The organism is Rhodoferax sp. AJA081-3 (assembly GCF_017798165.1).
GTDB lineage: Bacteria > Pseudomonadota > Gammaproteobacteria > Burkholderiales > Burkholderiaceae_C > Allorhodoferax.
The window spans coordinates 2,085,932-2,099,887 of the sequence record NZ_CP059068.1 but is presented as its reverse complement, the minus strand read 5'-3'; the positions used below and the strand labels follow the sequence as shown (position 1 = coordinate 2,099,887).

The 13,956-nt window shown below is 60.0% G+C and carries 15 protein-coding genes; 10 read left to right on the top strand and 5 right to left on the bottom strand.

Annotated features, from left to right (window positions below):
- Positions 1-4: 4 nt before the first annotated feature.
- On the bottom strand, positions 5-820 hold the full coding sequence (locus HZ993_RS09790) for a mechanosensitive ion channel family protein (RefSeq protein ID WP_209397496.1): 816 nt from the start codon (positions 818-820) through the stop codon (positions 5-7).
- A 186-nt stretch (positions 821-1,006) separates the two neighbouring features.
- Between HZ993_RS09790 and HZ993_RS09785 the strand changes: the two genes are divergently transcribed.
- From HZ993_RS09785 to HZ993_RS09760, 6 genes are all read left to right on the top strand, one after another.
- Positions 1,007-1,975 carry an aldo/keto reductase family oxidoreductase gene (locus HZ993_RS09785; protein ID WP_209397494.1) on the top strand — a complete coding sequence of 323 codons (969 nt, stop codon included), beginning with the start codon at positions 1,007-1,009 and terminating at the stop codon, positions 1,973-1,975.
- A complete protein-coding gene (locus tag HZ993_RS09780) occupies positions 1,972-2,673 on the top strand; it encodes an HAD family hydrolase (RefSeq protein ID WP_209397492.1) in 702 nt (233 codons plus the stop codon). The genes HZ993_RS09785 and HZ993_RS09780 overlap by 4 nt, the downstream gene beginning before the upstream one ends.
- A gap of 36 nt (positions 2,674-2,709) precedes the next feature.
- Positions 2,710-3,399 carry a hypothetical protein gene (locus HZ993_RS09775; protein ID WP_209397490.1) on the top strand — a complete coding sequence of 230 codons (690 nt, stop codon included), beginning with the start codon at positions 2,710-2,712 and terminating at the stop codon, positions 3,397-3,399.
- A 282-nt stretch (positions 3,400-3,681) separates the two neighbouring features.
- Positions 3,682-4,905 carry a nicotinate phosphoribosyltransferase gene (gene pncB / locus HZ993_RS09770; RefSeq protein ID WP_245213897.1) on the top strand — a complete coding sequence of 408 codons (1,224 nt, stop codon included), beginning with the start codon at positions 3,682-3,684 and terminating at the stop codon, positions 4,903-4,905.
- A gap of 30 nt (positions 4,906-4,935) precedes the next feature.
- Positions 4,936-6,645 (top strand): NAD+ synthase, encoded by a 1,710-nt coding sequence (locus HZ993_RS09765; RefSeq protein WP_209397488.1) that lies wholly within the window; start codon positions 4,936-4,938, stop codon positions 6,643-6,645.
- A 31-nt stretch (positions 6,646-6,676) separates the two neighbouring features.
- Entirely contained in the window at positions 6,677-7,726 is a 1,050-nt protein-coding gene (locus tag HZ993_RS09760) for an NUDIX domain-containing protein (RefSeq protein WP_209397486.1), read from the top strand.
- Positions 7,727-7,931: 205 nt separating this feature from the next.
- Here the strand turns inward: HZ993_RS09760 and HZ993_RS24750 are convergent, their stop codons facing one another.
- Positions 7,932-8,054 carry a hypothetical protein gene (locus HZ993_RS24750; RefSeq protein ID WP_256440976.1) on the bottom strand — a complete coding sequence of 41 codons (123 nt, stop codon included), beginning with the start codon at positions 8,052-8,054 and terminating at the stop codon, positions 7,932-7,934.
- Between HZ993_RS24750 and HZ993_RS09755 the strand changes: the two genes are divergently transcribed.
- Both HZ993_RS09755 and queC read left to right on the top strand, forming a co-directional pair.
- Complete coding sequence (locus tag HZ993_RS09755) at positions 8,053-8,397, top strand: hypothetical protein (RefSeq protein WP_209397484.1); 345 nt, start codon at positions 8,053-8,055, stop codon at positions 8,395-8,397. The genes HZ993_RS24750 and HZ993_RS09755 overlap by 2 nt on opposite strands.
- Positions 8,398-8,442: 45 nt before the next feature.
- On the top strand, positions 8,443-9,138 hold the full coding sequence (gene queC / locus HZ993_RS09750; protein WP_209397482.1) for a 7-cyano-7-deazaguanine synthase QueC: 696 nt from the start codon (positions 8,443-8,445) through the stop codon (positions 9,136-9,138).
- Here the strand turns inward: queC and HZ993_RS09745 are convergent.
- Positions 9,135-10,031: a 5'-nucleotidase gene (locus tag HZ993_RS09745; RefSeq protein WP_209397480.1), complete on the bottom strand. Its 897-nt coding sequence runs from the start codon at positions 10,029-10,031 to the stop codon at positions 9,135-9,137. The two genes, queC and HZ993_RS09745, sit on opposite strands and share 4 nt — an antisense overlap.
- A gap of 1 nt (position 10,032) precedes the next feature.
- The gene (gene ilvA, locus HZ993_RS09740; RefSeq protein WP_209397478.1) at positions 10,033-11,598 is read right to left on the bottom strand and encodes a threonine ammonia-lyase, biosynthetic; all 1,566 of its coding nucleotides are present in this window, start codon (positions 11,596-11,598) and stop codon (positions 10,033-10,035) included.
- Positions 11,599-11,680: 82 nt separating this feature from the next.
- Here ilvA and HZ993_RS09735 point away from each other — a divergent pair, with 82 nt between their 5' ends.
- Entirely contained in the window at positions 11,681-12,130 is a 450-nt protein-coding gene (locus HZ993_RS09735) for an OsmC family protein (protein WP_209397476.1), read from the top strand.
- Here HZ993_RS09735 and coq7 read toward each other — a convergent pair.
- Entirely contained in the window at positions 12,127-12,744 is a 618-nt protein-coding gene (gene coq7, locus HZ993_RS09730) for a 2-polyprenyl-3-methyl-6-methoxy-1,4-benzoquinone monooxygenase (protein ID WP_209397474.1), read from the bottom strand. The two genes, HZ993_RS09735 and coq7, sit on opposite strands and share 4 nt — an antisense overlap.
- 253 nt (positions 12,745-12,997) lie before the next feature.
- On the opposite strand from coq7, the gene HZ993_RS09725 reads away from it, so the two are divergent.
- Positions 12,998-13,936, top strand: coding sequence for a porin (locus tag HZ993_RS09725; protein WP_209397472.1), 939 nt, complete (start codon positions 12,998-13,000; stop codon positions 13,934-13,936).
- Positions 13,937-13,956: the final 20 nt, after the last annotated feature.

Genomic DNA, 13,956 nt, shown 5'->3' with positions numbered 1-13,956 from the left:
CTTGTTAAACGGGGTAAATCTTGACTGGGCGGGTTGCCACCGGGAAGCCCGCCGCGCCCAAGGTGTCGGCAATGGCCTTGTTGGTGTCGAAGTACACCTGCCAGTAGTGGTCGGTGTGGCAGTAGGGGCGCACGGCGAGTTTGGGACCGAACTCGTTGAACTCCAGAATCTCCACATCCACGGCGGGCGACTTGGCGATGTTGGCCACCTTGGACACCGACTCCTTCAGCAGCGCGATGGCCTTGTGTGCATCCGCACTTCCCGCCAGTTGGGCCACCAGCTCCACCCGGCGGTGCGGGTTGGCCGAGAAGTTCTTGATGTCGCTGCCCATGATCTTGCCGTTGCCCACAATGGTTTTGACGTTGTCGGGCGTGTTGATGGTGGTGCCAAACAGGCCCAACTCCAGCACGGTGCCTTCAATGCCAGCCACCCCCACATAGTCGCCCACTTGGTAGGGGCGCAACACCAGCAGGAAGATGCCCGATGCGAAGTTGCCCAACAAACCGCTCCAGGCCGCGCCAATGGCCACACCGGCGCCGGCTACCAGGGCGGCAAATGACGTGGTTTCCACCCCAAAGTAGCCCAGGATGGCCACGACCAGGATGATGTTCAATGCCACGGTGATAAAGCTCACCAGGTAACGCTGCACCGTGGGGTCCAACTTGTGGCGCGTCATGCCCGCGCCGACCAGGCTGGTGGCCAAACTGATGAGCCAGCGGCCCACCACAAACACGGCAATGGCGCCCAGGGCCTTGAGCCCGAAGGCGACCAGAATGGGCTGTGCCTGGTCTACCCAGGTGGTGATTTTTGCGGTATCCATGGCGCGGGTCCGTTCAAGAAAAAGTTGAAAAGGGCAGTTTAGTGGGGCAACAGTACCCGCTGTGTGACAGCCGCATGCAGTAAGCGCGCCAAGCGTGAAAAATTGCCGCAGTTCGCTAGAAATGTGTGGGCTGCGCCGCACGCAACAGGGTGCGATACTTTGGGCAAGCTACAGGTGCCCCAACCCATGACCACATCCCCCACACACAATTTGCCCACCCACTCCCGCCTCATCTACGGCTGCATGGGCCTGGGCGGTGGCTGGAACAACCACCCGCTGCAGGCCGCAGATGTATCCCAAGCGCAAGCCGCAGTCGAAGCCGCGTTGGACATCGGCATCACGCTGTTTGACCACGCCAACATCTACACCCTGGGCAAGGCCGAGCAATGTTTTGGTGCGCTGTTCAAGCAGCAGCCCGGCCTGCGCCAGCGTATGCAGCTGCAGACCAAATGCGGCATACGCTTCAAGGATGCGGATGGCCCCAAGCGCTACGACCTGTCAGCCGAGCACATCATTGAATCCGTGCATGCCAGCCTGCAACGCCTGAACACGGATTACATCGACGTGCTGATGCTGCACCGGCCCGACCCGCTGATGGAGCCGGATGAAATCAACGAAGCCTGGCGCACGCTCTTTGCCGCGGGCAAGGTGCGCCAGCTGGGCGTGTCCAATATGCACGCCGGCCAGTTGCGCCAGCTGGTCACTGCGCTGGAGACGCCACTGGTGGCCAACCAGCTGGAGATGAGTCTGCTCAAAACCGATTGGCTGGATGCTGACACCTGCTTCAACGATGCGCAGGGTCAGCCATCCCTGGTGTGGGGCGACACGCTGCAGTACTGCGAGAGCCAGGGCATTGCATTGCAGGCCTGGGGTGCACTCGGCAAGGGCTGGTACAGCGGTGGGGCGCCGCAGGATGCGCCACCTTCGGTGGTTGCCACCGCGCAGCTGGTGCAACAACTGGCCGGTGCACATGGGGTCTCCCGCGAGAGCATTGTGCTGGCCTGGCTGCTCAAGCACCCGGCGCGCATCCAGCCGGTCATCGGCACGGCCAACCCGGAGCGCATCCGTGCGTGTGCCGACGCGGGACGCGTGGCCCTGACCCGTGGGCAGTGGTATGCGCTGTACCAGAGTGCACGCGGGCGGGAGCTGCCATGACGACTTTGGATCTCTCCCGCATCAAAGCCATCACGCTGGACTTGGACGACACCTTGTGGCCTATTTGGCCGACCATCACGCGGGCCGAGCATGCGTTGGCGGCCTGGCTGGCCGAGCGTGCGCCTGGTGCCGCGGCGGTGTTTGCTGACAAAGAAGCGCGCCTGGCGGTGCGCGAACATGTGGTGCAAAACTATCCGCATTTTGGCCATGACCTCAGCGCCATCCGCCGCGAGTCCATCCGCACTGCACTGCAGCGTGCGCAGGAAGACACCAGCCTGGCCGAGCCCGCCTTTGAGGTGTTTTTTGCCGAGCGTATGCGGGTGGAGTTGTTTGACGACGTATTGCCCGCCTTGGCAGCACTGTCTGCACGTTTTCCGCTGGTGGCCGTATCCAATGGCAACGCCCATGTCTCCCGCGTGGGGCTGGGGCAATTTTTCACACACAGCCTCAGCGCCAGCGACTTTGGTATTGCCAAACCCGATGCCCGCATCTTCCACGCGGCGGCCGATAAGGTGGGTGTGCCAGCGGCCCATGTGCTGCATGTGGGGGATGACGCCGCGCTGGACGTGTTGGGCGCCCTGGGGGCCGGCATGCAGACCGTTTGGGTCAACCGTGAAGCGCACGCCTGGAGCCACACGGAGCAACAACCCCACCACGTCGTGGCCAACCTCACCGAGTTGGCGGCGCTGCTTGCTTGACCCGGTTGCGCCACAACCCTAGTTGAGAGCTACACCTTGAAACTATCAAAGGGAGCCACGTTGCTCTTGTCCGCCGTGCTGTCGTTAAGCGCCGGCGCGTCGCCCTCCGCGTCGCTTCGCGAGCAGGAAATCGCGCAGTGCCTACCCGGCGAGTTGCAGACCTGGGGTGACGGACGCGACCGCCCGGCGGCGGCCGCAGCGCTGAACTTTGTGCTGGAACCAGAAGGTGCACCCGCATGGTTTGATGCGGCCACTGTGTTGTTGGCGGTGCGAACGGCCGCCAAGGCATGGTCACCCTGCGGGGTGGCGGCGCAGGTTACGCTGACACCATCTGCTACGGCACACGCTGGCGCGGCTGGCATGGTGCGCGTGGTGTGGAGCGAAGCCGGCAGCGCCGGCAATATGGGGCTGGCGAACCTGAGCCAAAAGACCCTGTCGCTGAACCCCGCCATGTTTGCGCTGCTGCGCAAGGTCAACCCCCAGCACGACGCACGGGAAACGCTGCAAATGGTGGTCTCGCACGAGATGGGCCACTTCTTTGGTGTGATGGCCCATTCACGGCGCTGTGTGGACGTGACGTCGTATTACAACGATGGCAAAGGCCAGACCTGCAGCATCCGCGGTGGCGGCAAGCTAACGCCAGGCGTGGAGTACCGCTCAACCCTGCCCACCGCGTGCGACATAGCGCGCTGCAAGGCGGCCAATGGCACCGGCGAGCGGCCCTGAGCCAGGCATCGCGCCGTGCCTTTAGCGACGATTCACTATAAAAAGTGTAGTGACATAGTCAATGAATACGGGGGCTATAGGCCAATTTGGCTTAAAGAGTGTGCTGCACAGCGCAGTGTGTGGCGGGCCAGGACTGCTCCCAGGTGGATGCTCTGCGTAGCTTAGTTAATTGCATTGCGCAACTAACTAAGCTACACTGCCTTCCAAGGATGCAAAAACAAACCCTTGCTACCGTACAGCCAACCCCCGCAGCACCACCAATCGTTTTCAGGAGTGACCGACATGACTGCCCAGCCCGAGATGTTCCAGCCGGTGATAAACAGCCTGCTGGAGACGGACCTGTACAAGTTCACCATGCAGCAGCCCATGTTGCATTCCATGCCCACCAACCAGGCCGAATACAGTTTTGTATGCCGAAACACGCCGGCCTTTCCGTTGGCCGAGTTGGCAGTAGACGTGAATGCGCAGTTGGACGCCCTGTGCGTCTTGCGCTTCACCGAAGACGAATTGGCCTACTTGGGCGCGCTGCGTTACCTGTCGTCGGACTACATCGACTTTCTGCGGCTGTTCCAGTTCCAGCGTCGCTTCATCACCGTCAGTACCCACGGCGATACCTTGCACATCGTTGCCAAGGGGCCGCAGGTCCATGTGATGGGCTTCGAGATCTATGTGTTGGCCATCGTCAACGAGCTGTACTTCCGCCGCCTGGCGCAGGGCACTGCCCACGATGCGGCGTTGGCCGAGGCGCGCAAACGCCTGCAGGCCAAGATCGTGCTGTTGCGCGACTACGCCAACAACGGAGAAAACCGCCGCCACCCGTTTGAGTTTTTTGATTTTGGCGTGCGCCGGCGTTTCTCCGGTGCCTGGCAGGAAGAGGTGACCAGCACATTGGCGCGTGAGGTGCCGCAGGTGTTCAAGGGTACGTCCAACGTCTACCTGGCCAAGAAGCTGGGCCTGGTGCCCATTGGCACCATGGCACACGAATACCTGCAAACCTTCCAGGCGGTGGGTGTGCAGCTCAAGGGGTTTCAAACGGCGGCGCTGGAATCATGGGTGCAGGAGTACCGGGGCGACCTGGGCGTGGCGCTGACCGATGTGGTGGGCATGGACGCCTTCCTGGCCGACTTTGACCTGTACTTTGCCAAGCTGTTTGACGGCCTGCGCCACGACAGCGGCGACCCGGTGGTGTGGGGCGAAAAAGCCCTGGCGCATTACGCCAAACTGAAACTGGATGCCCATTCCAAGCGCCTGGTGTTTTCCGACGGGCTGGACGTGCCCGCCGCGATCAGCCTGCACCGCCACTTTGCCGACCGCGTGCAAACCGGCTTTGGCATTGGCACCAACCTCAGCAACGACACCGGGAACCAGCCGCTGAACATTGTGATGAAACTGGTCAGTTGCAATGGCCAGCCCACGGCCAAGTTGTCCGACTCTCCGGGCAAGACGCTGTGTGATGACCAGACCTTCCTGGCCTACCTGCGCCAGGTTTTCCACATGAATGGCTAAGCCGCAACGGAACAACGAGGACACACCATCATGCTGCGCATCACCAGTGCCCAAATCAACCCGACCATCGGAGACATCACCGGCAACATCGCTCTGATGCTGCAGGCCGCACGCCAGGCGCGTGACGAGGCCGCAGACATTGTGGTGTTCCCCGAGATGAGCCTGACCGCCTACTACCCGGGCGACCTGCTGGACGACGCCAGTTTCCAGGCACGTGTGGAAGCAGGCCTGGCCCAGCTGCTGTTGGCGACACGCGAAACACCCAAGCTCTATTGGGTGGTGGGTGCGCCCGTGCGCCGTGCGGGCATCGGTAAGCCTTTTTACAACGCCCTGCTGGTGTTGAAGAACGGCGAGCAAGTGTTGCAATACGCCAAGCAATTGCTGCCCACCTACAACATCTTTGATGAACGCCGCCATTTTGAGCCCGGCCCGGACGTGACACGTGTGCTGCGCGTGGGGGATGTGCAGATCGGGTTGATGATTTGCGAGGATGGCTGGAATGACGATGGGCAGGACTACGTCGTCAACCCGTTCCAGCGTTTGGCCGACGCCGCACCGGATCTGGTGGTGTCCATCAACGCAAGCCCCAGCAATATCGGCAAACGCGAACAGCGCCACACGGTGTTCGGTGCGGCCTGCGCCCGGCACAGGCTGCCCTTGTTGTATGTGAACCAGATTGGCGGGCACGACCAGTTGGTGTACGACGGAGCGTCGTTCGCGGTAGATGCCCAGGGTGTGGTGGTTTATGAGGCCAGGCGTTTTGCAGAAGATGTGACAACCCTCAGTTTTGATCCGGTCGGCCGGGTCTTCGTCCAGCATGATGGCGCGGCCTTGCCGACGGTGCCAAAGGCGGGCTTGCCCACCATGGAGTTTTACCGACAACAAATCGTGCTGGGGCTGAAGGACTATGCGCGGCGCTGCGGGTTCACGCAAGCGGTGGTGGGCTCGTCTGGTGGTATCGATTCGGCGCTGACGCTGGTCTTGGCGGTGGAGGCACTGGGCGCCGCAAACGTGGTGGGTATCACGATGCCGTCCAAATTCTCCAGCGAGGGCAGTGTGTCGGATTCGGTGGTGTTGTGCCGCAACCTGGGTATCCGCCTGATCGAACATCCGATCAAATCCATCGTCTCGGCCTTCGAAGAAACCTATGCCGCATCCTTTGGTGAAACCCTGCAAGGCTTGCCGCTGGAGAATTTGCAAGCCCGCGTGCGGGGCACCACACTGATGGAGTTTTCCAACCGCTTTGGCCACCTGCTGCTGACCACCGGCAACAAAAGCGAGGTGTCGGTAGGTTATTGCACCTTATACGGCGACACCAATGGGGGGCTGGGCCTGATTGGTGATTTGTACAAGACCGAGATTTTTGCGCTGTGCCGGCACATCAACACCACCGCGGGGTGGGAGCTGATACCCGCGGCCATCATCGATAAGCCACCGTCTGCGGAGCTGGCCCCGGGGCAAAAGGACACGGACAGTTTGCCGCCGTATGACGTGCTGGATGAAATCCTCAAGCATCTTATTGAAGGCGACCGCCTGGCACATGCGGAACGTGAACATGCCGATGCCAAGATGGCCGAACTGCGTGCTGTGCCGGAGGGCATGGCATTGATCGTTCGTATCCAGAAGATGATTGCCCGCAACGAATACAAACGCCGCCAGGCACCGCCGGTTCTGCGGGTGCGGGGCAAGGCCTTTGGCAGCGGCCGCCAGGTGCCCATTGCTGCAGTCCAATACGCGTAGACCGATATCCCTATAGAGAAGGCACAGCACCATGCAAAACACCCCTGCCAGCCCACCACCACCGGGCACGGCCATCATTGTCGGACGTTGGCAGCTCTTCCATAAGGGCCATAAAACCCTGCTCAAGGCCGCGCTGGCGGCTGCGGCGCAGGTGATTGTGGTCATCGGCTCGGCATTCCGTTCGCGCGATGTGCGCAACCCCTTCAACTGGGAGGAGCGCCAGGCCATGATCCAGGCCACACTGCCACCAGACGCCGTTGGCCGGGTGAAGTTTCTGTCCGTGCGTGATTATTTTGACGACGACCGCTGGAACACTGCAGTGCGTGCCGGCGTCCAGCAGCTCACGGGCGGCTCAGGTCCGGTGACCTTGGTGGGTTTTAAAAAGGACCACACCAGTTATTACCTGGACCATTTCCCAACCTGGGTGTGGCAGGCGGTGCTGCAGGAGTTCGATATTGACGCCACCTCCCTGCGCAATGTGTTTTTTGAAGGGTCCGACCCCGACGCGCGCCTGGCCGTGTTGCGCCCGCATGTGTGCGCAGGAGTGCTGGCGTATCTGCAGGCCTGGTCGCGTCTGCCGGTGTATGCACAGCGGGTGCTGGAGCACAACACGGTGGTGCAGTATCGCAAGAAGTGGTCGGCCGATGTGTACCTGACGGCCGATGCCGTCCTGGTCGCCAACGGGCACGTATTGCTGATCCGCCGTGGCGGTGATGTAGGCCATGGGCAGTGGGCGCTGCCGGGGGGCTTTGTCGACAAAGGGGAGCGCTTTTATACAGCTGCGCTGCGCGAGTTGTACGAAGAGACCGGTTTCAAGACCCTGGATTCCACCATGCGCCATGCCTTGAAGGCCAGCCAGGTGTTTGACCACCCGCTGCGCAGTGCACGGGGACGCCTGATAACCAACGCCTTCTACTTTGACCTGGGCGCCGTCCGCTTGCCAGAAATCAAGGGGGCCGATGACGCGCTGGAGGCCAAGTGGATTCCCCTGGACAGCCTGGCCGGTCTGGAAGACCAGTTGTTTGAGGACCATGCGGCCATCCTGGACCGGTTTGTGGGGGTGTACAGCGCTGGAAAGTGAAGCTGAAACCCGACCTGCACCAGTTCGGTGCGAATTTGGGGCCTTTTTTTATGCTTTTTTCGTTTATTTGCAAATATTTTTAAAAATAGCCCTAAATAACCCTCTAAATCTGCCGTTAAGAAACTTACGTCTACGAAGAAAAGTAAGTGGAGGGGCCCAGAGCCCAAACCAAAATGCAGTTGCCTACCATTGATCGATCACCAAGTCAGCGCCCCAGCGGCGCCGACATGGTCTCGGCCGGGGCAAACAGGGTAATACCGGTTGCGCCGGTCAACCCTTCGGTGACTGCACGCCCCACCCTGGAGCCTGTGCCCAGTGTGGTGGACATGGTGAACCCCGCACTCAAGTCGAGTGAAAATGAATCGGTATACGCCAGCGTTTCGGACCCTGGCCGACCGGGCTCGGAAGCCGCCACCGCGCCAAAGGACTGGACCATTCACCGGCCCGCGACTGAAAAGGTAGAAGACCCACCGCCCAAGCCCATGTACCAGCTGTTGATGGACCACATCAAAAACCTCTGGACGGCCAGTGCCAGCGCAGTGCAGCTGGAGCAGGTGAACAACCAGATGAATCCGCCGGTTCCTGCCGCCCCGTCAGATATGCCGGGCAACCTTGCCAAAGAAGTGCTGGTCTACGACCACAACACCATCAAGAAGAACGAGCGCCTCTGACCGCCATAGTGGGGTCAGGCGGTGCGGTGTTTTAACATTGGGGCTATGCACACCAGCGCCCTTGTCCTATTTTCTGGCGGCCAGGACTCCACGACCTGTCTGGCCCACGCCCTGCAACGTTACGAACGCGTTGAAACCATTGCTTTTGACTACCGCCAGCGCCACAGCGTAGAGCTGGAGGCGCGCATGGTGGTGTTGCGTGAAATACGCGCGCAGTTTCCGCAGTGGGCCCACAAACTGGGAGAAGACCACATGCTGGACCTGGCGGTGTTGGGCGCAGTCAGCGAAACCTCTCTCACGCGTGATACGGCTTTCCGCATGGAAAGCACGGGCTTGCCGAACACCTTTGTGCCAGGACGCAACCTGTTGTTCATGACCCTGGCTGCGGCCGTGGCCTACCGGCGCGACTTGCAGGTCATCGTGACCGGGGTGTGTGAGACCGATTTTTCGGGCTACCCGGATTGCCGGGACGACACCATGAAAGCCATGCAGTTGGCGCTGTCACTGGGCATGGACAAACGATTCCTGATCGAGACGCCTTTGATGTGGATCGACAAGGCCGCTACATGGACCATGGCGCATGACTTGGGTGGTCAGCCATTGGTGGATCTGATTGTGGAACACACCCACTCGTGTTACCTGGGTGACCGCGCGCACCGGCACGTTTGGGGCTATGGCTGCGGTGAATGTCCTGCCTGTGTGCTGCGGGCCAAAGGGTTTGCCGGATTTTCGCGCGCTTAACCGTTGCGCACGCCACTGGCAACATGGCCCGACGGAACGTGCCGGGCTGCAGATTCGATGTGCCCGGTCTGGTCGTCAAAAAAGAAGTCGGGCTCGAACTCGCGCAGAAACTCGCCTTTGTCCAGGCCGCCCAGGAACATGGCCTCATCCACCGCAATATTCCAGTTCATCAACGTGCGGATGGCGCGTTCGTGGGCCGGGGCACTGCGGGCGGTGACCAGCGCGGTACGAATGCGCATGTGTGGCGTGGCGGCTTGTTGAAGTGCATGCAAGGCGACCAGTAGGGGCTTGAAAGGGCCGTCTGGAAGGGGCAGGGCCACTTTGTCCATTTCGTGCTGTTGGAATGCATTCAAGCCTTGGTCCTGGTACACCCTTTCCGCTTCATCGCTGAACAGCACGGCGTCGCCGTCAAACGCGATCCGCACTTCATGGGGGTGGGCGACACTGGCATGTGCTGACAGCGGGTACACCTGCGCGGCCGGCACACCAGCGGCCAGGGCTGCGCGTACATCGCTGAGGTGGGTGCTCAGAAACAGATTGGCATGCAGAGGCTTGAGGTAGCGCCACGGAGGTTCGCCCCGCGTGAATGAACAACGAATGATGGGCAGCGCATAGTGCGCGGCCGACTTCATGACACGCAGACCGCTGACGGGGTCGTTTCGCGACAGAATGACAACCTCAACCTTTTGCGACGCCGTGTCATTGAAGGCCAAAAGTTTCTGCACCAGCGAAAACGCCACGCCGGGTTTGGCCGGGATGTCCAAACGCTCCAACTGCAAACGCATGTAGGCCGTGTCGTCGTTTTGCTCGAAGACCTGGTTCTCTTCTTCAAAGTCGAACAGTGCGCGGCTCGATATCGCCACCACCAGTTTGCCGTCCAGAGATATTCCCATATCAGCTTTGCAGGAACATGCGGTAGACCGGATTGTGGGTCTCTTCTACGTACGGAAAGTCCAGGGTTTGCAGGAACTTGGCAAAGGCCTTGTCGTCGGTCTTGGGTACCTGCAGGCCCACCAGGATGCGCCCGTAATCTGCACCCTGGTTGCGGTAGTGGAACAGGCTGATGTTCCAGCCGGGTCGCATCAGGCTCAGAAACTTCATCAGTGCACCTGGGCGTTCGGGGAATACAAAGCGCAACAAGCGCTCGTTATCTGCCAATGCAGAGTGGCCGCCGACCATGTGGCGGATGTGTTCCTTGGCCAGCTCGTCATGGGTCAGGTCCAGTGTCTGGAAACCGTGTTTGGTGAAGTTGAGTGCCACCTTGCCCGATTCACCCTTGCCCTGCGTGGTCAGGCCTACAAATACGTGGGCTTTTGCGGAATCGCTGATGCGGTAGTTGAATTCGGTCACGTTGCGTGGGCCGCCGGGCAGTTCGCCGATCAGTTCACAAAAGCGTTTGAAGCTGCCGCGTTCTTCGGGAATGGTGACGGCAAAGAGCGCCTCGCGTTCTTCACCTACTTCCGCCCGCTCCGCTACAAAACGCAGGCGGTCGAAATTCATGTTGGCGCCGCACAAAATGGCGGCATAGGTCTCACCCTTGGTTTTGTTTGTGGCGACGTATTGTTTGACCGCCGCGACAGCCATCGCGCCTGAGGGCTCAACAATGCTGCGGGTGTCGATAAAGATGTCCTTGATGGCGGCGCACACCGCGTCGGTGTCCACCACGATGTATTCATCAACCAGGCCGCTGGCAATCCGGAAAGTTTCTTCACCCACCAGTTTTACGGCGGTACCATCGGCAAACAGGCCAACATCGTCCAGGGTAACCCGCTGTTTTGCGGTAACCGATTGCAGCATGGCGTCGGAGTCGCTGGTTTGCACACCAATGACCTTGATACGCGGGTCCACAGCCTTGATGTAGTTGGCCACGCCCGATACCAATCCGCCGCCGCCGATGGCCACAAAAACGGCATCCAATGGTTTGTGCAAGGTTTGCACCTGGCGCAGGATTTCCATCGCAATCGTGCCCTGGCCGGCAATCACATCGGGGTCGTCAAACGGGTGGACGAAGGTCAGCCCCTGCTTCTTCTGCAAGGCTAACGAATGGGCATAAGCGTCCGAGTAGCTGTCGCCATGCAGCACCACTTCGCCACCGAAGCCGCGCACGGCGTCTACCTTGACCTGGGGTGTGGTGGTCGGCATCACGATGACGGCCCGCGCGCCTAGTTTGTGTGCGCTGAGTGCCACACCTTGGGCGTGGTTCCCGGCAGAGGCGCAAATTACACCTTTGGCCAACTGTTCTGCGCTGAGATGGGCCATCTTGTTGTAGGCGCCCCGCAATTTGAAACTGCGCACCGGCTGCTGGTCTTCACGTTTGAGCAGCACGGTGTTGTGCAAGCGTTTGCCCAATTGCTTGGCAGGTTCCAGCGCCGATTCTGTGGCTACATCGTAGACACGGGCGGTCAGGATTTTCTTCAGGTAGTCGTCAGGCGTCAGATGGTGTGGCTGTTGGGTCGTCATGGCAGAGGGGCAAGTGTTGACGCATGATAATCGCCAGTTTGGCCGCGGATGCGGCATGCCACGAACGCTAAGGAGCAAGAACATGGAATGCACAGTCAGTTGGACCGGGGGCTTGAGCACACGCTCTGCGATGGGTTTTGTAGCCGAAACCGGCAGCGGCCATACGCTGGTGATGGACGGCGCCCCCGATGCTGATAAGCCGGAGAACGGCGGCCAAAACCTGGCGCCCCGTCCGATGGAAACGGTATTGGCCGGAACCGGCGGCTGCACGGCGTATGACGTGGTGCTGATCTTGAAACGCGGCCGCCATGCGGTGCAGGGCTGTACCGTCAAGCTGACGGCAGAACGCGCGCAGACCGAGCCCAAGGTGTTCACCAAAATCCACATGCATTTCACGGTGACCGGAAAGGCGATACCAGCGGTTGCGGTCGAACGGGCGATTGCCCTGAGCCATGAAAAGTATTGCTCCGCCAGCATTATGTTGGCGAAGATGGCCGAAATTACGACCAGTTTTGAGCTTTTAGACGCTTAAACGTGGTGCGCCACGGTGGTCATGACCTTGGCGGCGGCGCGCATCATGTCTTTAACCGGCTGCGGCAACTCCATGGCGCCGGCATCTTGGGCGGCGTGGGCATGCCGCAATTCGTCGTCCCGCATCTGGGAAACGATGGCACGTGAGGCATGATCATCCACTGGCAGCTGGTCTAAGTGACTTTGCAAGTGAGCACCAACTTGAATTTCAGTTTCTACAACGAAGCCCAGGCTGACCCTGTCACCCAAACGACCCGCTAAAAGCCCGAGCCCAAACGCGCCGGCATACCAGAGCGGATTCAACAGAGAAGGCCTGGCATTTAATTCGTCCAGGCGCTGGGCGGTCCAGGCCAAATGGTCGGTTTCTTCGATGCAAGCCTGGGTGAAATGGGCGCGCAGGGTGGGGTTGCGTGTCGTCAGGGCCTGGGCTGTGTATAACGCTTGGGCACACACCTCGCCCACATGGTTAACCCGCATCAGCGCTGCGGATGCTCGGCTTTGCGAGGCGTCGAGCTGTGTGGCCTGCTCCGCCAGCGTAGGGCAGGGCTGCGCGGCATGTGGCTTCGCAAACAGCGTGCGCAGGGCGGAATCTGCGGCGTTTAGCAGCGAATCCATGGGGACACTCCGAAAAAAGATCAGTGCGCCAGTCTAGCGCGATTGAGGGTGTCGTACGGGGGAAACAAATTGTTGCACCCCTGCAACGGAAGCCTGTGGATTTCGGGTTTTTACCGACTTTTTAAGGTCAATGCTTTGCCAAACCGGCATGGGTCTGGTGTAATACATCCAACTTCCTGAACTAGGAGGTTGGCCCGGGGTTCTGATCCCGTAGGACCTGAGCCCGCTGTTTAACCTTTTTGAGAAACCCGAAATGAAAAAAACCCTCATCGCTTTGGCCGTTTTGGCCGCTTCGACCGCCTCCATGGCGCAAGTTACTTTGTACGGTGTTGCTGACCTGTCCTTGTCCGCAACCGACATGGCTGGTGCTCGTAGCGACGCTTCGATGTCCGGCAATGGCACTTTGAACGACGGTAACAGCCGTTGGGGCATCCGCGCTGTTGAAGATCTGGGCGGCGGCATGAAGCTGACAGCTCAGTTCGAACAAAACATCAACTACGAAACCGGCGCTACTGGTACATCTGACGGCCGTTACGCATACATGGCTCTGGACGGCGGATTCGGTCGCCTGAAGGCTGGCCGTACACTGTCCCCATCGTTCTTCGGCGTGGCCACATGGGAACTGACTGGCGCTGCTAACTTCACAGCCGTTGGCAACCAGTTTGCTTTCGCCGGTGCCGGTTCGCGCAACAGCAGCGAATTCAGCTACACCACACCTAAGATGGGTGGTCTGTCCGCTACTGTCGGTTATGTGACCGAGTTGGACCTGGCTGTTGCTCCTAACCAAAACGTGAGCAAAGTTGACGCCAATGTGATCTACGCTGCTGGCCCTCTGGCTGCTGCTCTGTCCTACAACAAGCTGAGCAACGCTTCTGACGGCAACTACGCTCTGGGCGCAAACTACAACTTCGGTTCGTTCATCGTTGCAGCTTCCTTCCAAGACGCAGTTGGTCAATCGCAAGGTTGGTCTTTGGGTGCTTCTTTGCCTATGGGCCCATGGAAGTTCACAGTTGACGTCGCTCAAGACACCGGCTATGACGACACCAACTGGTTGGCTTACGCTGGTTACAGCCTGAGCAAGCGTACAACTGTGTACGGCGCTTACTACGATGACGGCAAGTCCGGCACCGCTGTCAAGAAGACTGCTGTTCAGTCCAAGACATACGGCATTGGCGTTCGCCACAACTTCTAATCTGACGCTGGCGTAAGCCA

What these genes read in the sequence shown, in the direction of transcription:
- queC (WP_209397482.1), top strand. Translation starts at nt 8,443, where the DNA reads ATGCACACCAGCGCCCTTGTCCTATTTTCTGGCGGCCAGGACTCCACG.
- pncB (WP_245213897.1), top strand. Translation starts at nt 3,682, where the DNA reads ATGACTGCCCAGCCCGAGATGTTCCAGCCGGTGATAAACAGCCTGCTG.
- ilvA (WP_209397478.1), bottom strand. Translation starts at nt 11,598, where the DNA reads ATGACGACCCAACAGCCACACCATCTGACGCCTGACGACTACCTGAAG.
- HZ993_RS09735 (WP_209397476.1), top strand. Translation starts at nt 11,681, where the DNA reads ATGGAATGCACAGTCAGTTGGACCGGGGGCTTGAGCACACGCTCTGCG.
- HZ993_RS09725 (WP_209397472.1), top strand. Translation starts at nt 12,998, where the DNA reads ATGAAAAAAACCCTCATCGCTTTGGCCGTTTTGGCCGCTTCGACCGCC.
- coq7 (WP_209397474.1), bottom strand. Translation starts at nt 12,744, where the DNA reads ATGGATTCGCTGCTAAACGCCGCAGATTCCGCCCTGCGCACGCTGTTT.
- HZ993_RS09745 (WP_209397480.1), bottom strand. Translation starts at nt 10,031, where the DNA reads ATGGGAATATCTCTGGACGGCAAACTGGTGGTGGCGATATCGAGCCGC.
- HZ993_RS09760 (WP_209397486.1), top strand. Translation starts at nt 6,677, where the DNA reads ATGCAAAACACCCCTGCCAGCCCACCACCACCGGGCACGGCCATCATT.
- HZ993_RS24750 (WP_256440976.1), bottom strand. Translation starts at nt 8,054, where the DNA reads ATGTCCACCACACTGGGCACAGGCTCCAGGGTGGGGCGTGCAGTCACC.
- HZ993_RS09755 (WP_209397484.1), top strand. Translation starts at nt 8,053, where the DNA reads ATGGTGAACCCCGCACTCAAGTCGAGTGAAAATGAATCGGTATACGCC.
- HZ993_RS09765 (WP_209397488.1), top strand. Translation starts at nt 4,936, where the DNA reads ATGCTGCGCATCACCAGTGCCCAAATCAACCCGACCATCGGAGACATC.
- HZ993_RS09780 (WP_209397492.1), top strand. Translation starts at nt 1,972, where the DNA reads ATGACGACTTTGGATCTCTCCCGCATCAAAGCCATCACGCTGGACTTG.
- HZ993_RS09790 (WP_209397496.1), bottom strand. Translation starts at nt 820, where the DNA reads ATGGATACCGCAAAAATCACCACCTGGGTAGACCAGGCACAGCCCATT.
- HZ993_RS09785 (WP_209397494.1), top strand. Translation starts at nt 1,007, where the DNA reads ATGACCACATCCCCCACACACAATTTGCCCACCCACTCCCGCCTCATC.